The organism is Collinsella aerofaciens (genome assembly GCF_964243765.1).
In the GTDB taxonomy this organism is placed as follows: domain Bacteria; phylum Actinomycetota; class Coriobacteriia; order Coriobacteriales; family Coriobacteriaceae; genus Collinsella; species Collinsella aerofaciens_BU.
Genome location: NZ_CAXTGI010000012.1, coordinates 52,310 through 75,376 on the forward strand (window position 1 = coordinate 52,310; position 23,067 = coordinate 75,376).

Annotated in this window: 19 protein-coding genes; 10 read left to right on the forward strand and 9 right to left on the reverse strand. The window is 60.9% G+C overall.

What is annotated here, in order from left to right; all coding sequences use genetic code 11:
- The first annotated feature begins 100 nt into the window (after window positions 1-100).
- The 9 genes from ACESSC_RS08535 to ACESSC_RS08575 all read left to right on the forward strand — a co-directional run bounded on the left by ACESSC_RS08535 (window position 101) and on the right by ACESSC_RS08575 (window position 9,775).
- The gene (locus tag ACESSC_RS08535; protein WP_373162469.1) at window positions 101-1,594 is read left to right on the forward strand and encodes an FMN-binding protein; all 1,494 of its coding nucleotides are present in this window, start codon (window positions 101-103) and stop codon (window positions 1,592-1,594) included.
- Window positions 1,587-2,060 carry an FMN-binding protein gene (locus ACESSC_RS08540; protein ID WP_195535551.1) on the forward strand — a complete coding sequence of 158 codons (474 nt, stop codon included), beginning with the start codon at window positions 1,587-1,589 and terminating at the stop codon, window positions 2,058-2,060. Before ACESSC_RS08535 ends, ACESSC_RS08540 begins: the two co-directional genes overlap by 8 nt.
- Window positions 2,060-3,097, forward strand: a complete 1,038-nt coding sequence (locus ACESSC_RS08545; protein WP_373162471.1) for a 4Fe-4S binding protein — start codon at window positions 2,060-2,062, stop codon at window positions 3,095-3,097. Before ACESSC_RS08540 ends, ACESSC_RS08545 begins: the two co-directional genes overlap by 1 nt.
- Before the next feature lie 89 nt (window positions 3,098-3,186).
- Entirely contained in the window at window positions 3,187-4,260 is a 1,074-nt protein-coding gene (locus ACESSC_RS08550; RefSeq protein ID WP_373162473.1) for an FAD:protein FMN transferase, read from the forward strand.
- An 8-nt stretch (window positions 4,261-4,268) separates the two neighbouring features.
- Complete coding sequence (locus ACESSC_RS08555; RefSeq protein WP_373162475.1) at window positions 4,269-4,682, forward strand: NusG domain II-containing protein; 414 nt, start codon at window positions 4,269-4,271, stop codon at window positions 4,680-4,682.
- Between the two features lie 9 nt (window positions 4,683-4,691).
- Window positions 4,692-5,843: a Gx transporter family protein gene (locus ACESSC_RS08560; protein WP_373162508.1), complete on the forward strand. Its 1,152-nt coding sequence runs from the start codon at window positions 4,692-4,694 to the stop codon at window positions 5,841-5,843.
- Window positions 5,816-7,372: a CbiQ family ECF transporter T component gene (locus ACESSC_RS08565; protein ID WP_373162477.1), complete on the forward strand. Its 1,557-nt coding sequence runs from the start codon at window positions 5,816-5,818 to the stop codon at window positions 7,370-7,372. Before ACESSC_RS08560 ends, ACESSC_RS08565 begins: the two co-directional genes overlap by 28 nt.
- 94 nt (window positions 7,373-7,466) lie before the next feature.
- Window positions 7,467-8,555 carry a carcinine hydrolase/isopenicillin-N N-acyltransferase family protein gene (locus ACESSC_RS08570; protein WP_373162479.1) on the forward strand — a complete coding sequence of 363 codons (1,089 nt, stop codon included), beginning with the start codon at window positions 7,467-7,469 and terminating at the stop codon, window positions 8,553-8,555.
- A 140-nt stretch (window positions 8,556-8,695) separates the two neighbouring features.
- Window positions 8,696-9,775, forward strand: a complete 1,080-nt coding sequence (locus ACESSC_RS08575) for a 6-phosphofructokinase (RefSeq protein ID WP_089572334.1) — start codon at window positions 8,696-8,698, stop codon at window positions 9,773-9,775.
- Window positions 9,776-10,289: 514 nt separating this feature from the next.
- Here the strand turns inward: ACESSC_RS08575 and ACESSC_RS08580 are convergent.
- From ACESSC_RS08580 to ACESSC_RS08595, 4 genes are all read right to left on the reverse strand, one after another.
- Window positions 10,290-10,619 carry a multidrug transporter gene (locus ACESSC_RS08580; protein ID WP_118227329.1) on the reverse strand — a complete coding sequence of 110 codons (330 nt, stop codon included), beginning with the start codon at window positions 10,617-10,619 and terminating at the stop codon, window positions 10,290-10,292.
- Between the two features lie 448 nt (window positions 10,620-11,067).
- Window positions 11,068-11,988 carry a helix-turn-helix domain-containing protein gene (locus tag ACESSC_RS08585; protein ID WP_373162481.1) on the reverse strand — a complete coding sequence of 307 codons (921 nt, stop codon included), beginning with the start codon at window positions 11,986-11,988 and terminating at the stop codon, window positions 11,068-11,070.
- Between the two features lie 638 nt (window positions 11,989-12,626).
- Entirely contained in the window at window positions 12,627-15,392 is a 2,766-nt protein-coding gene (locus ACESSC_RS08590; RefSeq protein ID WP_373162483.1) for an FtsX-like permease family protein, read from the reverse strand.
- 5 nt (window positions 15,393-15,397) lie between these two features.
- Window positions 15,398-16,099: an ABC transporter ATP-binding protein gene (locus ACESSC_RS08595; protein WP_117743716.1), complete on the reverse strand. Its 702-nt coding sequence runs from the start codon at window positions 16,097-16,099 to the stop codon at window positions 15,398-15,400.
- 316 nt (window positions 16,100-16,415) lie between these two features.
- Here ACESSC_RS08595 and ACESSC_RS08600 point away from each other — a divergent pair, with 316 nt between their 5' ends.
- Entirely contained in the window at window positions 16,416-17,660 is a 1,245-nt protein-coding gene (locus ACESSC_RS08600) for a chloride channel protein (protein ID WP_373162486.1), read from the forward strand.
- 69 nt (window positions 17,661-17,729) lie between these two features.
- Here the strand turns inward: ACESSC_RS08600 and ACESSC_RS08605 are convergent, their stop codons facing one another.
- The 5 genes from ACESSC_RS08605 to ACESSC_RS08625 form a co-directional block, all read right to left on the reverse strand.
- Window positions 17,730-18,404, reverse strand: coding sequence for a TIGR00266 family protein (locus ACESSC_RS08605; protein ID WP_089572342.1), 675 nt, complete (start codon window positions 18,402-18,404; stop codon window positions 17,730-17,732).
- A gap of 166 nt (window positions 18,405-18,570) precedes the next feature.
- Complete coding sequence (locus tag ACESSC_RS08610; protein WP_373162488.1) at window positions 18,571-19,932, reverse strand: sensor histidine kinase; 1,362 nt, start codon at window positions 19,930-19,932, stop codon at window positions 18,571-18,573.
- A gap of 2 nt (window positions 19,933-19,934) precedes the next feature.
- Window positions 19,935-20,618 (reverse strand): response regulator transcription factor, encoded by a 684-nt coding sequence (locus tag ACESSC_RS08615; RefSeq protein WP_117648274.1) that lies wholly within the window; start codon window positions 20,616-20,618, stop codon window positions 19,935-19,937.
- Window positions 20,619-20,846: 228 nt separating this feature from the next.
- Window positions 20,847-21,425 (reverse strand): methylated-DNA--[protein]-cysteine S-methyltransferase, encoded by a 579-nt coding sequence (locus ACESSC_RS08620; RefSeq protein WP_233514485.1) that lies wholly within the window; start codon window positions 21,423-21,425, stop codon window positions 20,847-20,849.
- A 457-nt stretch (window positions 21,426-21,882) separates the two neighbouring features.
- A complete protein-coding gene (locus tag ACESSC_RS08625) occupies window positions 21,883-22,908 on the reverse strand; it encodes an aspartate-semialdehyde dehydrogenase (protein ID WP_373162490.1) in 1,026 nt (341 codons plus the stop codon).
- Between the last annotated feature and the right edge of the window lie 159 nt (window positions 22,909-23,067).

The window sequence follows — 23,067 nt, forward strand, 5'->3', positions numbered from 1 at the left end:
CGCCTAAAACGCGCGCCACGCGCTCGCAACGCAAGCGCCCGCAGCCCCAACCAGGGCTGCGGGCCTTTTCTCATACTCGACCACGGGAGACCACCCACAAATGGACAACTACCAACCCAAGCACTCAAAAGCCAAGGCGCTCGGCCACGGCCTCGCCACGGCAGGCTTCATCGTGCCCTCGATCGCCGTGGGCGCAACCGTGGCCCTCGTGGTGTCCCAGTACACCCCGCTCGTGGCCAAGACGGTCGCCGCCACGCCCGCGCAAGAGGCCGCAGGCGCCGACCTCAAGACCGTCGACACCTCCAACGTCCAGAAGGAGACGGCAACGCCGGCAACCGAATCGCTCGACCCCTCGGCCTATGGTATGGACGCCGCAAACCTCAAGGACGGCACCTATGAAGGCACAGGTACCGGCTTTAGGGGCAGTATCACCGTGCGCGTGACCATCGCGGGCGGCAAGATCGTGGCAATCGACATAGTGTCGTCTGCAGACGACCCAGCCTACTTTGGACGTGCCCGGGCGATCACCCAGTCGGTGATTAGCGCTCAGTCGACGTCGGTCGACACTATCTCGGGTGCCACGTATTCATCAAAAGGCCTGCTCATGGCCATCAAAAACGCACTGGTCAAGGCATCGGGCGGGCTTGCCGAGGCTGTTGCCCCCGCCCCTGCGGCCGGCGGCTCCTCCAATAAGCCCCACCACACCATCGACCCCTTCACGCCCGCCGGCGGCTACGCAGACGGCGTCTACACCGACTCCGCCTGGGGATACAGCGAGGACACGCCCGTCAGCGTGCGCGTGACCATCGCGAACGGCAAGATCGCCAACATAGAACTCGTGAACACGGGCGACACGCCCGAGTATTGGAGCCGCGCCTGGAACGCACTCCCTGGGCTCGTCATGCAAAAGCAAAGCGTCAATGTCGACACTGTGACAGGAGCCACGTATTCGAGCGAGGGCATCCTGGGCGCCATCCAGGGCTGCCTTAAGCAGGCCGCAGCCGGCACAAAGGACCCCGAGCCCGCACCCGGCCCCGACCCCGCGCCCAACCCGGACCCCTCGCCCGACACGCCAGACGAGGTCCACTACGCCGACGGCGACTTTACAGGCTACGCCCTCTGCAAAAACGAGGAGGACGACGAAGCCTTCAGCCCCTACTACGTCAAGCTCACCGTCACCGTTAAGGACGGCAAGGTTACCGGTATCCACGATATCGAGGGTGTAGGCGGCAAGCCTGACGAGAGCCTCTCCGACGCGCTTGATCCCTTTGACGAGGATAACGAGCCCTACCTCGATAACGCCATCGACGGCCGCACCTTCCGCGGTACCGTCTACACCGGCATCCCCGAGCAGCTGCTCGCGGGCACCGAGGCTGGCAAGATCGACGTGGTGGCGCGCGCCACCTACTCCAGCCGCGCCATCGCCAACGCCTACACCGACGCCCTCGCGCGCTCGGCCGCGGCTTATAAGGACGCGAACGACAGCAAAGGCGACAAGGCAGACGCTTCTGACAAGACAAACGCCCCCGATGAGCCTACGGCCAACCCGACCGCCGCAAACGGGGCCACCGAGGAGGCTGGCGCCCATGCGTAACCCGTTTGCCCTCCTTGGGCGCCACCTCTGGCGCAACCGCAATTTCTATCTCAAAGCCGTCAACGCCGCGGCCGTCGTCGCCATCGTGGCGGGCTACAGCAGCTGGGCCGCCCAGGCGGCAGAGGCCGACGCCCGCACCCAGGCGGAGGCTGTCCAGGCCGAGCGCTCGCAGACGCGCGGCGCCTACGACACCGACGGCACCTTCGAGGGCAGCGCCCAGGGCTACGGCGGCACTGTCACCTGCCGCGTGACCATCGAGAACGGATACATCGAAAGCGTCGAGGTCACAGACCACGCCGGTGAGACCCCCGCCTACTTTGCGCAGGCCGAGGGCCTCACGCAGACCATCTGCGATGCCCAGGGAACCAACGTCGACACCGTCTCGGGTGCCACGTTCTCGAGTGCCGGCATCCTAAACGCCGTCAACGCGGCGCTTGAGCAGAGCAACGCCGGAGGTACGCAGTAATGGCCAGGACTGCATCCACCAAGACCCGCGGCGCAAAGCGCCCCGCGGGAACCCTTGAGAGCCTGCGCAACGGCGCAAACGTCATCGCACACCCCAAGAACAAGATGCAGGAGCGCCTGCGCCGACAGTACCTCCATCGCGGTGTGCGCTGGTGCGTACAGTTCGGCTTTCTCATCTGCTTCCCGGCCGCCTGGAACGCCGCCTTCAACGGCGTCAAGTACATCTTCACGCAGCTCGGGAGCCATGCACCCATCGAGCTCACCGGCTTTTTATCCCTGCTTTTGGCCCTCTTGGCCTTCACCTGCGTGTTCGGCCGTTTCTTCTGCGGCTTTGCCTGCGCCTTCGGTACGCTCGGCGATATCGTCTACGCGCTTGCAACCCCGCTGCGCCGGACACTCCGCCGTGAGGGCAAGGGCGCGCACCGGCTCCCCGCGGGCGTGCAGCACGCGCTCCAGCTCGTCAAGTACGCCGTCCTCGTGGGCATCTGCGCCCTCTGCGTGATGGGTATCTGGCCCCAGGTCTCGGGCGCGAGCCCCTGGGTCGCCTTCGCCGGCATCACTGCGCGCTCGCTCGAGGGCATCGTGCCCACGGCCTTTGCCGCGCTTGGCGCGGTCATGGTTGGGATGGCCTTTGTCGAGCGTTTCTTCTGCCAGTTCCTCTGCCCCTTCGGCGCCATATTCTCGCTGCTGCCAGTGTTGCCGGTCTCGCTTTTCAACCGCCGCCGCGAAAGCTGTGCGCGCGGTTGCAACCGCTGCCAGGACAGCTGCCCGGTGCGCATCCACCCCGAGCGCGCCGACCTGCGATCGGGCGAGTGCATCGCCTGCGGGCGCTGCGCCGATGGCTGCCCCATGGCCAACGTGACGCTCGCCCGGCTCGACGGCTTTAAGCGCGATCAAGCAACCGACGATGCCAGCGAGCTCGCGCAGAGCAACACCCGCAAGCGCCCGCCCGCAGGGCCCGCCATTCGCGGGACCGAGGTTGCGCTCACGCTCGTCAAGGCTGCCATCCTCGCCGCGCTCTGCTACCTGCTCATGTAGGGCACGCGCACCCGCGGCCCGGCACCCCGTCAACACCGAGTCGTGCAGGCGCAGGCTCATCCGTAACGCCACCGACCAGAAAGCTCACCATGATCCAGACCCCCCACACCATCGACCGCCGCACGTTTATCGCCCTCGCAGGCGGGGCCCTCGTCTCTTGCGCCGGTGCACTTACCGGCTGCTCGGGCACGCAGGGCGACTCGGGCTCTGTAACCGCGTCCAAAGCGGGCTCCGCGGGCTCCGACAGCTCGCCCAAGGTGCAGAGCACGACGCTCTTTGTCTTCGACACTGTCGTGAATATCAGCGCCCAATGCAGCAAAAAGGTCATGGACGAGGTCGCCGACCGCTGCACCTACTTTGAGAACAAGTTCTCGCGCACCGCGGAGGGCTCGGATATCTGGAACATCAACAATGCAGGCGGCAAGCCCGTGGAAGTCGCGCACGAGACCGCCGAGGTCGTCGAGGCAGCCATCCGCTACGCCGAGGAGTCCGACGGGCTCTTTGACATCACCATCGGCGCCGTCTCGAGCCTCTGGGATTTTGACAACGAGGTCAAGCCCGCAGATGAGGACATCCAGGCGGCACTGCCCCATGTCGACTATCGCACCATCACGGTCGACGGTACCACCGTCACCCTCTCCGACCCCGAGGCCAAGCTCGACTTGGGTGGTATCGCCAAGGGCTACATCACCGACGACCTCGTGGCGCTCTTTAAGAAGAGCGGCGTCAGAGATGCTTCCATCAGCCTGGGCGGCAACGTCTACGTGATGGGCAAGAGCTTTGACGGCGACGCCTGGAACGTGGGCGTGCAAGACCCCAACGGCGCGCAGGACGACGTGCTCGCCACCGTCAAGACGCGCAACCGCTCCCTTGTGACGAGCGGCCTCTATGAGCGCGGCTTTGAGCAGGACGGCACGTTCTACTACCACATCCTCGACCCCAAAACGGGCTACCCCGCCGCCACCGACCTCAAGAGCGCCTCGATTATGACCAAGAAATCCGTGCTTGGGGACGCCTACTCTACCATCCTGTTTTTGCTCGGCCACAACCGCGCCATGGAGCTCATCGAAAGCGATGAGCGCTTTGAAGGCGGCGTTTTAGTCGATATGGACGATCGCGCCACCAAGAGCGACGGCTCGACGTTCAAGATCTTGCAGGACTAGGAGCCATGATGGTCAAGCGCAAAGGTGCGCGCGATGGGCGCGACAACAAAAGACTCAACCTCATCCTGGTTTTGGCGATAGCGGCCGTCGCATGCGCCGGCTTAGCCGCCACGCGTCTGATGGGAGCAAACACGAACGCCGACACGGCCACAGTCGTCATCCGCGATGGAGAGCAAAACGTCTACGAGCTTCCTCTGAACCAGAACACGACCAAGACCGTTACAACCGACTTGGGAACCAACCTCATCGAAATCAAAGATGGACGCGTGCACGTCGAGAAGGCAGACTGTCCCAACCAGGACTGCGTGCACCAGAGCTGGATTGACGCTGCCGGGGAGCAAATTGTCTGCCTTCCGCACAAGCTTACCGTCGATATCGTCGACGCGAGCGCCGAGACCACCTACGACGTAGTGGGGCGCTAATCCGTGGAGATGGTCGATATCGAGCACGCTCGCCGCCTGGCGCGCGTTTCGCTGTTGTGCGCCTGCGCATTAGTGCTGTCCTATCTGGAGACCATGATTCCGCTGCCCGTCGCGGTGCCCGGCATTAAACTGGGCCTTGCCAACGTGGCCGTAGTCATCGCACTCTATACGCTCGATGCCAAAAGCGCCGGTGCCGTTGCGCTCGTCAAGGTCTTTGCATCGGGCTTTTTGTTTGGTTCGCCCATGATGCTCGTCTATAGCCTAGGCGGCACGGTCCTCGCCTTTATCGGCATGGTCGCCCTTGCTGCCGTGCCGGGTGTTGGCTTGGTGCCCGTGAGCATGCTTGCCGCCGTGCTGCACAATGTAGGCCAGCTGGGCGTTGCCGCCATGGCGCTGCAGACCCCGGCAGTCTTTATCAATCTGGGCGTTCTGGGCGTCGCCGCCTGCGTCACCGGCGGCATTACGGGCGCGGTGGCAGAAGGTGCGCTCGCCGGTATTGAGCAAGCCGATGACACACGTCCCTCCGTCGATTGCGTTGCACTTGCCGCCAATATCGTGGCAGGAGAGCGCATCGCCTTTGTCGGCACCAACGGCAGTGGCAAAAGCACCTGTGCACTCGAGCTTGCGGGGCTGCTCAAAGACGTGAACGGGCACGCTATGTGCGTGCAGGGCACCGTAGGCCTTGCTTTTCAGGATCCCGATAACCAGATCGTCGCTCCAGTCGTGCGAGACGACATCGCCTTTGGACTCGAAAACCGCGGTGTCCCCCGCGACGAAATGCGTTCAGAAGTCTTGCAGGCACTCAACGAGCTTGGCATTGTCGAGCTTGAGCAACGCGATGTCGCCACGCTCTCGGGCGGCCAAAAACAACGCGTGGCGGCGTCGGGATTGGTTGCGCTCACCCCTTCGCTCATGATTTTTGACGAGACGACCGCCATGCTCGACGAGACCGCCCGCGAGGCCGTCAATGATCTCATCGATCATCTTTGCCAGCGCGATGTTGCCGTGATCCAGATCACGCAGCTGCTCGACGAGGTCGCGCGCGCCGACCGAGTCGCCGTCTTCGAGGCGGGCGCCATCGCATACCTGGGTACCGTGCAAGATCTTGCCGACCAGCGCGATCTGCTCATTCGATGCGGCCTGGAGGAACTGTGTCGTTAACTTGCTCAAACATAACCGTCCGCTATCCCGAAGCAGACGCCTGTACCCTATCTCGTGTTTCGTTGGAAATTAGGCCCGGCAGCGTGATCGGTATCGCAGGCACCTCTGGCTCCGGCAAGTCAACGCTGCTGCGTGTCCTTGCCGGAGCGCTTGCCGTGCAGGCGGGGTCTGTCGTGGCGGACGGCACCGCGCTTGGCACACGCCCCACGGCGGATGAACTTCGTACGTACCGCAAAACCGTGGCACTCGTGCAGCAACGCCCCGAGCAGCAGTTTTTTGCCGCCACGATCTTTGACGAGGTGGCGTTTGGCCCCCGCAATCTTGGACTGGACGAAGCCGAGGTCAAGCGACGCGTTGGCACATCGCTCGCCAGCGTCGGGTTTGATCTCGCCGCTATCGGCGACACAAGCCCCTTTGCCCATTCTGGCGGAGAGCAGCGCCGTATCGCCGTTGCCGATATGCTTGCACTCGAGACACCGTATTTGCTGCTCGACGAGCCCAGCGCTGGACTCGATCCCCGCGCCCACCGGCTGCTGCTCGAGCGCTTGGCTCAACTCGCACGCCACGGCCGCGGCATTGTAATCGCCACGCACGATTCGCGTGTGCTGAGCATCTGCGACAAGGCCTTTCGGCTGCAGGACGGCATGCTGCTGCCGCAAAGTTCCGAGGGCATCCAGGTGACATCCGTTGGCGTGACGGCCGTACATCCCGTGGAAACCGGACATACTCCGCCAGCGTCCAAGGCGGTCTCGTTTGGCATCTTTCGTCCGGGGTCAAGCCTCGTTCACCTGCTGCACCCCGCCACCAAGCTTGTATTCTGCATGCTCTTTATGATTGCCGGCTTTATCGCCCAGCAGCCCGGCGCCCTTGCCGCCGTCGCGCTCACCGCATTCGCCTCGCTCGCCGCAAGCGGCAGTTCGATGCGCCAGGCGCTTCGTGCCCTCAAGCCATTTCGCTGGCTTATGGGGTTTGTCCTGGTCTTCAACGCGCTCTTTACGGCATCGGGGACTCTGCTGTTGCAGGCGGGACCCGTGCAGATCACCTCGGGTGGTCTGCTCTTTGGCGCGCTCTGCGTGCTGCGTTTTGCCCTCATTATGCTGGGAACGTCGACGCTCATGGCGACCACCTCCCCCACCGCACTCGCCGATGGCGCCGCGGCGCTTCTGAGGCCCCTCGCCCGTTTTGGCCTGCGCACCGACGATGCCACCGTCGCCATACAGCTCACGCTTCGTTTTGTCCCCGTGCTTATTGAGGAATTCAATCGTATCAAGGCCGCTCAGGAAGCGCGCTTGGCGCGTTTTGACAGCCCCTCGCCTCTGCAGCGTGCACGTGCTTTTATCCCCGTCATCACGCCCTTGTTTAGCAGCGCGCTGCGGCGCTCTGACACGCTCGCGCTCGCCATGGTCAACCGCGAATACGGAGCGCACCCGGCTGTCAGCAGAACCTGCCTGCGCAGCTATCGCTTTGACCGGGCAGACCTTGCTGTTCTGGCACTCGGATGCTGCATCGTTGCGATTGCGCTGCTCTAGGGCTCGGCATGCCATGCCACTCGCCGGAATGCGGCATGTGACCTGTTTGTCGTTTGCGATAATGCCTATATGAATGCTATGAGAGGAGTCCCCCATGAAACCTCGTCACCGCGCCTATTTGCTCGCTGCAGCAGCGGGTGTCGCCGTCGGCCTTGCCGCTGCCGCCGGCATCGTTTACCGCAAGCAAATCAAGTCCGCCGCGTCGCTCAAACGCTTGACCGGCTACGCGGATGGCTATGACCTGTACGCAATCGACATCGCCTACGACTACAATCTTGATCGCATCATCGCCGCTGGCGTGCGCGACGACCAGGCCTACATCGATGCCGTGGTGGCGCAGGTGCTGCCCGGTGTGCCGGCACATGTCCAGGCGCCCCAGTTTGCCTGCAGCGCTTTTGTCGCCGTAGATGCCGAAGGCCGCGTGCGTACCGGTCGCAATTACGACTTTAAGGACGACACCTCGGCGCTGCTGGTGCGCAATCACCCGCGCGACGGCTATGCCTCCATCGGGTTTGCCGCCCTCAATAACCTGGGCGATAACACTCCGCTTGACTCCGTCGCCGGACGCGCCGCCGCACTCATGGGCCCGTTTGCCCAGCTCGACGGTGTTAACGAATGCGGCGTGTCCATTGCCGTACTCACCCTGGATTCCAAGCCCTGTGACCAGGACACGCAACGCCCCGTCATCAATACCTCGCTCGCCATCCGTCTGGTGCTCAACCGTGCCGCCACCACGCAAGAAGCTGTCGACCTGCTTTCCGCCTACGACATGCACGCCATGGCAGGACGCGATTACCACTTCTTTATCAACGACGCCGCCGGTGACGCGCGCGTAGTAGAGTGGGATCCGCACGATCCGGACCGCGCTTTCAAAGCGACTCCTGTAACCCAGGTTACGAACTTCTACGCCTGCTATGACGACGAAGTGCTGCCCAACCAAAAGAATGGCGAGCTGGGCCATGGTAAAGAGCGCGCCGTCGCAATCGCCGATGTCCTTGACGCCCATGTCGGTGCCCAAGACGAGGCAGTCGCTTGGAAGGCCCTACGCGCCGCAGCGCAAGAGCCCAATCCGGAAGACATCACCAGCAATACGCAATGGTCGGTCGTCTTTGACAACACCGAGCCCGCTGCCGCCATCACGCTGCGCCGCCACTGGGGCGACGTCGACGCCTTCGCGCTGTAAGGAGCCAGGCCCGTCGACCTTACGCTCGCCTGACGTTGCTTACATTTCTATACGTTTGAGCTAACACGTTTTACCCCTGTATCAACAGTGTGCGGGGGTAAACTTATGCGCATGTTGTAACTTGCCCGGAAGGATTCATCATGCTTAGGATCGGTCTTCTTACCAGTGGCGGCGACTGCCAGGCGCTCAACGCCACCATGCGCGGCATCGTCAAAACGCTCATGACCAATAGCGAAGAGCCTATCGAGATCTACGGTTTTGAGGACGGCTACCAGGGCCTTATCTACAGCAGGTTCCGCGTCATGACGCCCGCCGATTTTAGCGGTATCCTCACCCGCGGCGGCACCATCCTGGGCACGAGCCGTACGCCGTTCAAGCGCCTGGATACTCCCGAGGCCGACGGCGTCGAGAAGGTGCCCGCGATGGTCCACACCTATCACAAGTTGCAGCTCGACTGCCTGTTTATGCTGGGCGGCAACGGCTCCACCAAGACCGCCAACCGCCTGCGCGAAGAGGGCCTCAACGTTATCGCCCTGCCCAAGACCATCGATAACGACACCTGGGGCACCGAGTTGACGTTTGGCTTTACGAGCGCCATCGACGTCGCCACCAAGTGCATCGACGACATCCACACCACCGCCTCGAGCCACGGCCGCGTGTTTGTCATCGAGATCATGGGCCACAAGGTTGGCTGGATCCCGCTGTACGCCGGCGTCGCGGGCGGCGCGGATGTCATCTTGATTCCCGAGATCCCCTACGACATGGATAACGTCATCAAGACCATTGAGCATCGCATGGAGACCGGCAGCCGCTTTACCATCGTGGCCGTCGCCGAGGGCGCTATCTCCAAGGAGGACGCGGCGCTGTCCAAGAAGGAGTACAAGAAGAAGCTCGCCGAGCGTACGAGCCCGTCGATCGTCTACGACATCGCCAAGGAGATCGAAGCCAAAACTGGTCGCGAGACCCGCGTCGCCATCCCCGGCCACACGCAGCGCGGCGGTCAGCCCGACGCCCAGGACCGCATCTTTGCGACCCAGTGCGGCGTCGAGGCCGCGCTTGGCTGCCTGCGCGGCGAGTTTGGCTACATGATTGCCCTGCGTGACGGCAAGATGTGCCACATGCCGCTCGAGGAGGTCGCCGGCAAGCTCAAGTATGTCGATCCCCAGAGTGATCTGGTGCGCGAGGCCAAGGCGCTGGGCATCAGCTTCGGCGACGAATAGCCTCGGCTGGAACCGCCCCCATCGGAGGCCCCAGGGCTTACCTCCCAAATCGTCCTCGGACATGTCAGGACCCCGCCGTGCGCTTCGCGCGGCGGGGTCCTTCCGTCCTGCGGAAAGATTTGGGAGGTAAGCCCTGGGGGGCTCCTGCGGTAACTAGGGAGGCCGAGGCTATTCGTCTTCTTGCTGCGGATGCCTAGGGTGGGGTGCAGCGTGCATTTTTGGGAGTTTTCAGCAGCCGTGGGTGCCTGCATACTGGATTTTGGGCGAAAAGCAGGCGCCATGAGCCGCATACTGTAAAAATGAGCGATCATTGAGGTGCCGAGGGCTCATAATCAAGGCTTTCAACGCGGTTTTGTGCACCCATTCCCGCGCCCGCGGACTCCGGGATGCTGAATACTCCGGGATTTGCACGCCGCCCCCTGGGGTACCCGTGGGCAAAAAGCAACCACCCAGCCGAAATATGCATCTGGCGGGGCGGTTTATGCAGTACAGCGGCTGTGGATGCGCATGTCGCTCAGCGTTCTTGCCGACCGATGCAACGTCGTGCGTAGCCCTTAATGTCTTCGGTGAAACCGTCAAGGTCGTCGAGCGTGATAACGTTATCGGAAAGCAAGTTGGCTATCTCATAACGCATGGTGCTGCGGCGAATATCGTTCACAAGCACTCCTGAGGACAGCTTGTCCCTATTGATACGCTCTTCTAACGCCCAAAATCTACTGGACGCTTCACTGCCACCGTTCAGTATCTCGATGTACTGGCCGATGAGCATTTCCATATAGCTTTCTTGCCATTTTGGGAGCAGCTCTTTAAACAGCTTCCAGTCGCTTTCAGTTACCTCGCCCATATTGCCTCCGTTCACCAAACAGACTTAGCCATTCGATTTTTATTCTATTTGGTATTTTCGCTCACAGCCGTGGATGAGGGGACCATCGGTCTTCGAGTTCGAGCTTGAATGAACCGTTTGCTACAAAATGCGCCTAATTACTACGATGATTCGAATGCCTTCGACCATGCCGAAAAGGGTGAAAGTAAAACCGCAGGTAGAAAGCTTGCCGATTTTTGAAAAAGATGGGTGTGGTCGGCCTCATCGAGTTCATCGTAGTAAATCGGCCTTTTTCTTGGCATGCGGCGAGTTAAATGCCAGTTCCCGTGTTGGAATTGCCCTGTCCATTCGTGAGTTGCGGTGAAATCGGGACTGTTAGACGCTCCAAGGTCCTCAACGGTCCGTATTTCACCGCAACTTGGAAGGGGCGAGCGGCGTTGGCCAAGCATTGTTGACGGGTTGGAACGGCTTAGGCTTGTTTGCGGCGCTTCCATTGCTTTCGGCACCAGCACATGAGTGCCTCTATGAAGGGAATCGTGATGAGGATGACCCATGCGGGATGGGGCTGTGCCAAACAAAGCCACATATAGAGGAACCAGGCAATGGCGGCTGTTGCATAGACGACGCCGATCAGCTTGGAGAGATGATGTCGGTCGATAAAGTCGCCCATCGCCTCGTAGACGGGAATCAGAAAGACCAGAAAGAGCCCCATACCCCACGTGCCGCAGATGATGCCGAGCGCGAGATAGGCGAGGACGACAAGTGCAGGAAAGGGAAACTCATTCCATGCGCGACCGATCTTGGTGTGGAAATGCTTGCCATGATGGTCGAGCTTGTCGTGTGCCTCTTTCCAGCTGGAAAACGTCTCGCCGTCGATGGTGACGGTGCCGTCGGCATTGGTATGTACGCTGTGTCCATCGTCCTCTAGCGTATCGATATGCAATCCGCCCGGCCCCACATGGACCTCTTCACCCTTGCGCTCGTTAGCCACGTGGATGCCGCTCCAACCAACATGAACCTCTTCACCTTTGTTGGGGTCGACGACGTGAATGCCGCGTGCAAGGGAAATGTCGACAAGTGGCTTGCCGTCAGGATCCACGTGCTCGGTAGAAGACTCGGTGCCTTCAGTCTCGTCGTAATTATTTGCGTCAACGTCATCGTCGGCCGAGGTGTCGACATCGCTAGCCGCTTCCCCATATAGCAACTCATCCAGTGACACGCCATACAGCGCGGCGAGTGCAATAAGGTTATCGGTATCGGGCGAGGATTCGCTGCGTTCCCATTTGCTGACAGCTTGGCGGCTTACGCCCAACTGGGCAGCAAGAGCCTCCTGGGAAAGACCGGCAGCTCTGCGGCGATCGACGAGGCGCTGTGCCATCGCAAGATCCATAGTGGTTCCTTTCATGTGGCGACCGCAATCGAATGAGCCGAGTATGCCGAGAATAACCGGTAGCGACCACCATTTCTAGTTAGAATCTGCCCCAACCCTACCGCAACTACGAGTAGCAACCCCCTAATGGCCTGCCATTTCATGACAAATGTTAGTACGCATAACAGCCAAGAGCCCTCTCAATACGTTGCGGTGGAATAGTTCCTGTTTCATGGCTCTGCTATGCCAAACAGGAACTATTCCACCGCAACTTACTATCAGGCCACGCACCCGCAGAGTAGCTACGGGTGCCTAGGGTAGGATGCGGCGTGCATTTTTGGGAGTATTCAGCAGCCGAGGGCGCCTGCATACTGGATTTTGGGCGAAAGGCAGGCACCATGGGCCGCATCCTGTAAAAAAACGAGCGGCTCTAGAGGCGTTGGGGCTCAGAATCGGGGCTTTCAGCGCAGTTTTGCACCCCCGCCCCCGCGCCCGCGGACCCCGAGACGCTGAATACTCCGGAATTTGCACGCCCCCCTGGGGTACCTGTGGGCAAAAAGCAACCGCCCCGTCAAAGTATGCATTTGGCGTGGCGGTTTATGCAAAAATGCTGCTGCGGGCGCGTCGGCAGCTCGCTAGAACTTGAATCCCAGGACAGGTTACTCGGCGCTCTTGAGGGCGCCGACCATGTCAATCTTGTTGAGGGTACGGTTGGTGGCGAGGTTGACGATAAACGTAAAGCCAAAGGAAAGCACCACGGCGAGCACGTAGCTTAGCGGCTCGACCTCGACGTCAAAGTACAGCGACGGCATCTGCAAAATGTACGTAAAACTCTCGGCCAGCAAGCCGCCCAGCGGTACGCCCAGCGCGGCTCCGATCGCCGTGAGGATCAACGTCTCCTTGTTAACGTAATGGTGAACCTCGCCACGGCGGAAGCCCAGCACCTTGATGGTCGCCAGCTCGCGTTCGCGCTCGGAGATATTCGTGTTGGACAGCGTAAACACCACCACAAACGACAGGCACGCCGCCATAAAGGTCACGAGCACCACGACCGAATTGATAATCGTAAAGTTCGCCTCATAGTTTTCCCAATGCTCGGCCGTACTCGAAATCGTAAGCCAACCGTCACCCTTAAGATTCTTGCTAAACGCAATCTGGTCGGCCGACGAACCCTCAAGCAGCACAAAGACGCCGTTAAGGCGTGCACTTCGACCGAACGCGCGCTCATAGGTGCCTTGCGTCATGTAAAGCGTGTTGCCCAGATAGTTGAGCGAGATGTCGCTGACTTTGACCTTGGCAACATTGAGCGACGAATCCTGGACGTGTGCCGTATCGCCCGGCTTGATCCCCAGCACCAGCTGAGAGCTCTTGCTCAAATACACATCCCCGTCACGCAGGGCGAGCGGTTCTTTGGACTCGTCCTCTAGGCGCACGTAGTCATCCAGGTCGTTCGTGCGGTCATCGGGCACCACGATCAGCTGCACGGTCTCGCTCTTTCCGCCAAACGTAAAGGTGACGTTGTCGGTCATAATCGGCAGCGTCGAAGTCACAGTCACGTTGGAATCATTGGCTGCACTGCGCTCATCCAGTGCCGCGCACGTCTGCGAAAAATCATCGGGATTGGCAACCGCCAGCAGGTCATAGCGCGTGATATGCCCGTACTGCTTGGGCGACAACGCGACCGACGTATCACGGATGCCCATACCGCAAATCACAAGCGCCGTGCAGCCCGCAATGCCAAAGATGGTCATGAAGGCGCGCTTTTTGTAGCGGAATAAGTTGCGTGCAGCGACCTTGTTCAAAAAGCCCATGCGGCGCCAGATAAAGCCGATGCGCTCGAGCAAGATGCGCGAGCCGGCGCGCGGAGCCTTGGGGCGCATGAGCGAGGCTGGGGTCTCGGCCATCTCGTGGCGGCAGGCGATAATCGTGGCGCCCACCACGCCCACGGCAAACAGCGCCACCGAAACGATTGAGGACACGATGTCGTACGAAAGCAGCATCTGGGGCAGCGAGTACATGTCGTCGAACACCGTAAACAAGAACAGCGGCAGACCCACAAATCCGATGATATTGCCGAGCACGCCACCGATCAGACACGCCCACAGCGAGTAGTCCACATATTTGGACAGGATACGCCCGCGTGAATAGCCGAGCGCCTTGTACAGGCCAATAAGCGTGCGCTCCTCCTCGACCATGCGGGTGGCGGTGGTGAGACTGATAAGCACGGCGACGATAAAGAAGATGAACGGGAACACCGTGGCGATGGCCTCGATCGAAGAACTATCGCTCTCGACGCTCGAGTAGCTTGCGATATTGCCGCGGTCCTGGATGTACCAGGTGCATTCGCCCAGGTCGGAGAGCTCGGCGCGGGCATCGGCGAATTGCTGGTTGGCGGCGGCACGGCGCTGGTCCAGGTCGACCTGAGCCTGCGCACGCTCCTCGCTGCCCTCGGCCATGCGATTGATGTTGTCCTGCTCGATCCCAAAGACCATATTCGCCTGACGCTCAGCCGCGTCCAAGCTCGCCGGTGTGTCGACCGTCAGCTCCTGGGCGCGCGCCTTCTCACGCTCCTCGCGGATCTTCTCGATATTGCCCTTGACCTCATTGATCTTTGCCGAGTAGGCATCCGAATAGGAGTTGAGGCTCTTGGCTCCCTCGACGACCACGTGGACAGCGGAGTAGGAAGAAGATGTCGCGGCATCCTCGCTCACGTAGAACTTGTAGTCCGCAGTCGAAGCAGCGCGAAAGGCGTTGACTGTCGAGTCGGAGCTCACGTCGGTAGGATCGAGAACCTCGGCCGTGATGGTGTAGTCCCCATCGGCAAACTGGTCCTTGGCGCTTTGGTTCGACGAGCTCGCATCGTTGGCGGCAAAGCTCACCGTATCGCCGATTTTCTTGCCCGAAGCCTTCAAAAAACGTGAGGTCACTGCCACTTCGCCCGAAGTCTCGGGCAGCTCGCCGCGTACTAGCACCGGTTGGTCAATATTCTCTTTGGAGAGGCTCTGTACGACGACACGCTCGCGCGTCGTACCCACGGCGGTATAGGCGGTCTCGGTATAGATGCCCTCGGCCGTCTCGACGCCATCGACCTCTTGGATCGCAGCAAGATCGTCATCGGTCAGACCATAGGTCGACTGCACATTGATGTCATAGACATTCTGCCGGTCAAAGTAGGCGTCAACCGAATCGCACAGGTCCTCGCAGCCCGCCTTAAGGCCGCACATCACGCTCACACCGAGCGCGGTGATGACCACGATGGATAAGAAGCGCTTAAGACTGCCTCGGATTGTGCGGTAGATGCCACGGCGAAACACCGTCGGCACCATATCGTTTGAGCTTTGGGCGGTACGGTAGGTCGTAAAATCCTGCTCGCGCTCCGTGTTCTGCGCGTCGCGGCGCTGGCTGTTTTGGCGGTCCTGGTCCATGGGCGCTACCACTCGATCGTCTCGATAGGCACGGGATTTTGTTGGACCGTCTCGCTCTCCACGCGGCCGCTCTTAAAGCGGATCAGGCGATCGGCCATGGGTGCCAGCGCGGAGTTGTGGGTGATGATAATGACCGTAATGCCTTGCTTGCGACAGGTGTCCTGTAGCAACTGCAAGATCTGCTTGCCGGTTTTGTAGTCGAGCGCGCCCGTGGGCTCGTCGCACAAAAGCAGCTTGGGATTCTTGGCCAGTGCGCGAGCGATGGACACGCGCTGCTGCTCGCCGCCCGAAAGCTGCGCGGGGAAGTTGGCGAGGCGCTCACCCAGGCCAACCTGGCAAAGCGTTTGCTCAGCATCGAGCGAATCGGGGCAGATTTGCGCCGCAAGCTCGACGTTTTCGAGCGCCGTCAGGTTGGGGACCAGATTGTAGAACTGGAAGACAAAGCCCACGTCGGCGCGGCGGTATTCCACGAGCTGAGCCTCGTTGGCGGAGCTCACGTCGCGCCCGTCCACCGTCACGGTGCCGGAGGTCGCCGTATCCATGCCGCCCAGAATATTGAGCGCCGTGGTCTTGCCGGCACCCGAAGCACCCAAAATGATGGCGAGCTCGCCGCGCTCGACCGTAAAGCTCGCGCCGTCGAGCGCGTGGATGCGGGCGTCGCCCTCGCCGTATGCCTTGATGACGTCTTTGAATTCGATATAGGCCATCGATTAATTCCCATCTGGTCGGATAACTCTTTAGTATTACCCATTTCCCACCTACCAAAAAGGGACAGGTTTATTTTGGCAGGTTTTATATGGGGAAACGAGGGCGCGGGCGGGCGCCAAGACTGTCCCAAGGCAACCATTTGACCCAAACCGCGCCCGCCGCTATGATGCCGCTGCGGAATGATTGTCTCCGTTGGGTGCGTCAGTAAAACTGTCGCGTCGCCCTAAACCGCCTTGTTGCTGATGACTTCTGCTGTTGCGTGATATCCCTTGGGCATCACGCCGCGGCAGGAGTCTTTTTTGTTTTGGAGGAGAAGTGTCGGAAAGCAGCGCATCGAGCAGAATTAAACGCCTGGTCAACACCTATAGTTGCCTCGTGCTTATGGGTGCCGTCGGAATCCCTATCGGCGTTATCGTTGGCGCCATCTGTGCCCTTTTTGGTCGTGTGCTCCTGGCAATTGGCGCCTTCCGTGACGAGCACATCGTGCTGCTCCTTCCCTTCCTCGCCCTCATGGGCTTGGCCATCGTATTTGCCTACCGCACCTGGGGCAAAGGCACCGATCGGGGCATGAGCTTAGTATTCGACGTAGGTCACGGACGCGAGGACGCCATCTCCCCGCGTCTGGTGCCGCTCATTATGCTGAGCACGTGGGCCACGCATCTCTTTGGCGGCAGCGCGGGACGCGAAGGCGTAGCCGTGCAGATCGGCGCAACCGTCTCGCATTGGATCGGCCGACGTCTACCTTTCCGAGAACCCGGCAACACGTTTTTGCTTATCGGCATGGCCGCCGGCTTTGCCGGACTCTTCCGAACGCCCCTCGCCGCCACGGTCTTTGCGGTCGAGGTGCTGGTCGCCGGACGCATGGAATACCGCACGTTGTTTCCCGCGCTTACGGCTTCGCTTGCCGCAAGCATGACCTCCGGCGCCCTGGGGCTCGAGAAGTTTGAGGTCGCCATTACCGCCTCGTATGCGCTCGACCTCCCCGGTCTTGGACGGCTGGCGTTGTTGGGTATCGCGTTTGGTATGGTAGGTGGCGCTTTTGCCTGGTGCCTTGCCCATGCCAAGACCCTTGCAGCGCGGCTGCTCCCCAGCCCTTACATACGCGTTGCCGTTATGGGCCTTGCGCTGTCGGCGATTCTGTTCGTTCTGTGGCAGGGGCGATACTGCGGCCTTGGCACCAACCTGATATCGGCGGCGCTCAACGGTGACGGCAAGGTCACCATCATGCCTTGGGACTGGGCGCTCAAATTCACACTCACCATCGCCACGCTTGCCGCAGGATATCAAGGTGGTGAGGTGACGCCGTTGTTCTCCATCGGAACCAGTCTGGGTGTCGTGCTCGCCGGAATTCTCGGCATGCCCGTCGAGCCCTGCGCCGCGCTGGGATACGCCGCCGTCTTTGGCAGCGCCACCAACACGCTACTCGCGCCGATCCTCATTGGCTGCGAGGTCTTTGGCTTTAGCAGTCTGCCGACGTTCTTTATTGTCTGCGTCGTGGCCTACCTGTTCAACATGGATAAGTCGATCTATGCGCTGCAGGAGCACAGCCGCACCCGATAAACAGGGCGTTTGCCACCAAAAAACGCGCACGACAGGCCAGGCCCGCCGCGCGCGTCATCCTATACGCGATTAGTTATTGTTGTTGGTCATCGAAGCCACTGCTGCCGCAAGATTGGAAATGGGCATTGTCTGCAGCCAGATGCGCCCCGGACCGGTGAGCACAGTGTTAAACACGCCTTCACCGCCAAACATGATGTTTTTGACGCCCTTGACCATCTGCGCGTCGATGCTCACCGTCTCCTCAAAGCCGGCCACGTTGCCGGTATCTACAATCATTTGCTGGCCAGCAGCAAGCTCGTACTCAACTAGGTCGCCGTCGATCTCGGCAAAGGCAATACCCGAGCCCGTGAGCTTTTGCATGATAAAACCCTCGCCGCCAAAGACGCCGGTCTTTGCCTTCTTGTTAAAGTGGATGCTCAGCTCAACACCACTTTCCGCGGCAAGGAACGAACGCTTCTGCAAAATCCAGCTCTTACCAGGGCCAATCTCGATCGGTATAATGCGGCCGGGGAAGCAAGAGCCAAACGCAATCATGCCATCGCCGTGCGCGGTCCAAATGTTTTGGAACAACGCCTCACCCGAAAAAGCCTTAGAGAACATCTTGCCTATACCACCGCCCGAGGTGGACATCTCCATGTTGGGGGTCATCCAGACCATGGCACCGCTTTCGGTGATCATGGATTCGCCGTCGCTAAGGTTGCACGTAACAACCGGGAAAGCCCCTCCGCCGATCTCGTACTGCATGACCGTCTCCTTTCCTTCGGGAGCCGAACAACGATGTCCATATTTTAGCAGTTAGAGGTGCGTTTATTTGGGTCGGTGGCGTTCATGGCGCCGATCACCGCCAGCCTCCGCTGCCGTCTGCACAGATAAAACCTGCCAAAATAAACCTGTCCCTTTTTGGCAGGTCTTAGAGGCGGACGGTGAAGGTGATCTGGTTACCGTGGCCGCAGACAGAAGCGCTCCCGCCATGGGCTTCGGCGATGGCACGCACCACGGATAGGCCCACGCCCGAGCCGCCCGTCTTGGAGCTGCGCGACACGTCCGCACGATAGAAGCGGTCGAACAATCGATCTAGGTCGCCTTCGGGCAGCTCGTCCACGGCGTTCGATACGACAAGCTCGGTGGCGCCCTTACCCTGAACGCGCGAAACGGCACGCAGGATCAGCTCAATCACGCTGCCCTCGCTCGCATAGCGCGTGGCGTTGTCCAGAAGCAGCTCAACCACCTGCGCCACCGCCGCAGCATCGGCATGGGCCCGCACGCCGCACGCAATCGACGTCGACAGACGCTTGCCGCGCGAAACCGCCACCGATTCAAACGGCGCCGCAGCCTTGTCCACGGCCTCCGAAAGATCGATCGATGTCATGGTAAAGCCCGCCGAGCCCTCGTCCATACGTGCCAAAAACACTAGACGTTCCGTGAGCGCCGTCAGCCGCGCAACCTGCTCGTGAATGCTCTGCGTCCACTCACTTTCGCCGCTCTCGATCTCTTGTACCTCATTGGCGGCGTCAATTACAGCCAGCGGCGTCTTGATCTCGTGGCTCGCATCGGTAATAAAGCGCTTTTGCTTGCTGTAGCTCTCGACCATCGGTCGAATCACCGCGCCCGAGGCACCCGCCACAATTGCCAGCACCGCCAGCCAGCCAATGCAACTGATCGTCACGCTCGCGCTCAAAAACGAATGAAAGCTTGCAAGCTCGCGCGAGCAGTCCACGAACACATAGGTGATCTCGTCGTCCTGGACGTCGGTCGTATAACGATAATTGCCAGAGAAGCCCGAGGTCCAGCCCTTGGCATGCAGCCTTGCGGCAATACTGGCGGCGCGCTTGGCACCAACCGCGGCAATGCGGGCCGTATTGACATCGGCAACCTGTCCGGCGTCAATCGTCACCGTAAAGTAGCGCGTGTCGAAGGGAGACTCCGCCGTCATGCCTTCGAAGTGTCTGATGCGAACGCCCGCTTGGCTATCGCCGGCATCCTTGCCATTAGCGGGCTCGGCTTTAGGCTCGTCCCCCCAATCGATACCGTCCTTGCCCGCCAGAATATAGTCCAGGCGAGCGTCGGCCATCTTGCAGACATGCGAATAATTGACGATGTTGATGCCGGCGATGATGAGCGTGAGCACCACGGTCACGGCGCCCATGGCAACGAGGATAAACTTGCGACGCAGACGGCGGCCCAATGCGTCAACAGAATTAGCCCGCCCCGTACTACTCGAGGCGGCGTGAAACCACTCCGTCATGCGCTTGCACCACGCGCTCGCGCTCACGCTTATTCGCCTTCCTCGACAACCTCGAGCGAATAGCCCTGGTTACGCGACGCGCGAATGGCAACGTTGGCACCAAGCGCCGTCAGCTTTTTGCGCAGGTACGAGATATAGACCCACACCACGTTGGCGCCTTCGGGCGCGTCCTCACCCCAAACCTCGAGCATCAGACGTTCAGTAGGCATGCGCGTGCCGGCGTTGCGCATAAAGAGTTCCATAAGCTGAAACTCGCGATTGGCCAGGTGCTCCTCGCCCAAAGGTCCCACAAGCGTGCAAGCCGCCGTGTCGAGGCGCACGTTACCCACGCTGAGCGTCGTGGCGTCAATTGCCGTCGCGGCGCGCGTCATGGCACGAATACGCGCAAGCAATTCCTTGGCGGCAAACGGCTTGGTCAGGTAATCGTTGGCACCGGCATCCAGGCCCTCGACCTTATCGGACACCTCGCTTTTTGCCGTGAGCATGATGATGGGCAGTCGCTTTCCGGCGGCGCGTGTACGCTTGAGCACCTCGATGCCGTCCATGCCGGGCATCATGATGTCCAGGATTGCGGCGTCGTAATCGTTGGTGAGTAGATTCTCGAGCGCCGTCAAGCCGTCGAGGGCGGTGTCGACCTCGTAGTCGCTATGTTGAAGAATCGCGGTGAGGGCGCGGGAGAGACCAGGTTCGTCCTCGGCAAGCATCAGCTTCATAGTTGCTCCTTTGGCGCATGGAAATACAGGTTTCGATACTGCCGATAATAGCGCACCGAAAGCTGCCTTAGCACAGCCCTAGCGGCTCAACCTGCGCGTTTTCAAATACGCAAGATATGGCTTAGCCAAACTTAAAGCGCAGATGCCAAGCGTCTGGACGCATGCCGGCCGTAGAAGGACGGAGGCTCGTCCTTTCGCGGCGTCCTAGTTATGCAAAGCGTTCGAGCGCTATTCCTCGTACGCGCCCTCAAGCCGAAGCAGCCACTCCTTGCGATCAAGGCCGCCAGCATATCCGTTGAGCGATCCGTCGACCGCGACCACGCGATGGCACGGCACGATAATCGAAATGGGATTACGCGCAACCGCAGCCCCCACCGCACGAGGAGACACGACGGGTGCCTCATTTCCCGGCACACGATGTCGAGCCGCAACACGCTGAGCGATCTCGCCATACGTAGCGACTTCGCCACGCGGAATTGAAAGCAGCTCAAACCAAACCTCGCGCTGGAACGCCGTGCCGATCATATGCAACGGCGGCGTAAACCGAGGCTCCTGCCCCGCAAAATAAGCATTCAGCCAAGCCCAAGAACGCTCAAGCACCGAAGAAGCCGCGCCATTTGCCGGACTCACCGGCAACATGCCACCGGTACCGGAAACCGCGTCGGCGCCTTCAACATGTTCGGAGTCTTCCCGGAGAAGCGTGGAACCAAAGTGCTCCTGCCCCTCAAACCAAAGCCCCGTCAGACCGCGGCCATCAGCGGCAAGCAAGATTTCGCCCAAAGGCGAAGCAAATGTCGTCGTGACCACCAGCGGCTCCTTTCAAAACTCCGCAACATAATACCGCGAATTGTGCAGACAACCCCAATCGACCCCAAAGTCACCCAAGGCAGCAGGCGCGACAGCGCCCCAGCTGCCGCACGACCCCAAAGTCCCCGCAGGCAGCAGGCGCAACGCGCCGCAGCTGCCGGCCGCGCTCCGCAGCCCCCCCAAGGCAGCAGGCGCAAAGCGCCGAGGCCGCCGCCGGGACCAGGGCCCGCAACAACCACGTGCCCCCACATCAGCCCAGCGGCCCCAACCAACAACGGCCCCATCGTGGGCAGCTCGCAGCAACGTCACCGCAGGCGGGGGCCGGGCTTGGTTTTCAGAACACTCCGCAGACCAGTGTGGCGCCTTGTCCGCGGCTCCGAAGGAGCAGGACAAGGCGCCACACATGGTCGAGGACGTTCTGAAAACCAAGCCCGGCCCCCGCCGGACAGGTCAACCGCTACTCGCAGAGCAGCTTAGCGATCTGGACGGCGTTGGTTGCCGCGCCCTTACGGATTTGGTCGCCGCAGCACCAGAAGGTGATGCCGCGCGCAGCCTCGGGGTTCGAGATGTCGCGGCGCACGCGACCGACCCAGATCAGGTCCTGGTCGGAGGTGTCCATCGGCATGGGGAAGCGATCGTGCGCATCCTCGGCGCCCATGTCGTCAACCAGCTTGACGCCCGGAGCTGCGGCCAGCGCGGCACGGGCCTCCTCAACCGTAATGTCGCGCTCAAACTCGAGCGTAATGCTCTCGGAGTGCGAACGCAGCACCGGCACGCGCACGCAGGTGCAGTTCACACGCAGCTCGGGAAGGTGCATGATCTTGCGGCCCTCGTTCTGCAGCTTCATCTCCTCGGAGGTAAAGCCTTCCTCCTTGACGCCGCCGATCTGCGGAATCAGGTTGCTCGCCAGCTGGGCGGCAAAGGCGCGCGGCTCGGGAATTTCCTCGCCACGGCCCAAGGCGGCAAGCTGTGCTTCGAGCTCGGCCATACCGGGGGCACCGGCGCCCGAAGCCGCCTGATACGTCGAGACGATCATGCGCTTCACGCCGGCGAGCTGATGCAGCGGCCACGTGGGAACCAGGCCGATGATAGTCGCACAGTTGGGATTGGCGATAAGGCCATGGTGCCACTTGATGTCGTCGGCATTGATCTCGGGCACGACCAGCGGCACCTCGGGATCCATTCGAAAGGCGTGGCTGTTGTCGACCACGACGGCGCCGCGCTTGACGGCCTCGGGCAGCAGCTCCTTCGCAATGTCGTCGCCGGCGGCTCCAAGCACGATGTCGCAGCCCTCAAAGGCCTCGGGGCAAGCTTCCTCAATCACGATCTGCTCGCCGCGGAACTCGACGGTCTTGCCCGCAGAACGCACGCTCGCCAGCAGTTTGAGCTTGCCAACCGGAAACTCCTGCTCGTTGAGGCACTCGAGCATCTGGGTGCCCACGGCTCCCGTCGCGCCCAAAATAGCAACCGTGTACTGTTTCATGCTTCCCCCTTTAAAGGTTTTGGCTTTTGCCCGCACGCCGAGCAGGCCGATTATTGTTGCCAGTGTATACAAGAACGGGGCGGGCACGAAACCCGCCCCGTCGAAACGAAACCGAAACGAAACGCCCCGCCGTAGTTTTTGAAGCAAGTCCCAAAAATC

Coding starts and splice junctions, on each gene's coding strand:
- ACESSC_RS08535 (WP_373162469.1), top strand. CDS start 101: ATGGACAACTACCAACCCAAGCACTCAAAAGCCAAGGCGCTCGGCCAC.
- ACESSC_RS08540 (WP_195535551.1), top strand. CDS start 1,587: ATGCGTAACCCGTTTGCCCTCCTTGGGCGCCACCTCTGGCGCAACCGC.
- ACESSC_RS08545 (WP_373162471.1), top strand. CDS start 2,060: ATGGCCAGGACTGCATCCACCAAGACCCGCGGCGCAAAGCGCCCCGCG.
- ACESSC_RS08550 (WP_373162473.1), top strand. CDS start 3,187: ATGATCCAGACCCCCCACACCATCGACCGCCGCACGTTTATCGCCCTC.
- ACESSC_RS08555 (WP_373162475.1), top strand. CDS start 4,269: ATGGTCAAGCGCAAAGGTGCGCGCGATGGGCGCGACAACAAAAGACTC.
- ACESSC_RS08560 (WP_373162508.1), top strand. CDS start 4,692: ATGGTCGATATCGAGCACGCTCGCCGCCTGGCGCGCGTTTCGCTGTTG.
- ACESSC_RS08565 (WP_373162477.1), top strand. CDS start 5,816: ATGCGGCCTGGAGGAACTGTGTCGTTAACTTGCTCAAACATAACCGTC.
- ACESSC_RS08570 (WP_373162479.1), top strand. CDS start 7,467: ATGAAACCTCGTCACCGCGCCTATTTGCTCGCTGCAGCAGCGGGTGTC.
- ACESSC_RS08575 (WP_089572334.1), top strand. CDS start 8,696: ATGCTTAGGATCGGTCTTCTTACCAGTGGCGGCGACTGCCAGGCGCTC.
- ACESSC_RS08580 (WP_118227329.1), bottom strand. CDS start 10,619: ATGGGCGAGGTAACTGAAAGCGACTGGAAGCTGTTTAAAGAGCTGCTC.
- ACESSC_RS08585 (WP_373162481.1), bottom strand. CDS start 11,988: ATGGATCTTGCGATGGCACAGCGCCTCGTCGATCGCCGCAGAGCTGCC.
- ACESSC_RS08590 (WP_373162483.1), bottom strand. CDS start 15,392: ATGGACCAGGACCGCCAAAACAGCCAGCGCCGCGACGCGCAGAACACG.
- ACESSC_RS08595 (WP_117743716.1), bottom strand. CDS start 16,099: ATGGCCTATATCGAATTCAAAGACGTCATCAAGGCATACGGCGAGGGC.
- ACESSC_RS08605 (WP_089572342.1), bottom strand. CDS start 18,404: ATGCAGTACGAGATCGGCGGAGGGGCTTTCCCGGTTGTTACGTGCAAC.
- ACESSC_RS08615 (WP_117648274.1), bottom strand. CDS start 20,618: ATGAAGCTGATGCTTGCCGAGGACGAACCTGGTCTCTCCCGCGCCCTC.
- ACESSC_RS08625 (WP_373162490.1), bottom strand. CDS start 22,908: ATGAAACAGTACACGGTTGCTATTTTGGGCGCGACGGGAGCCGTGGGC.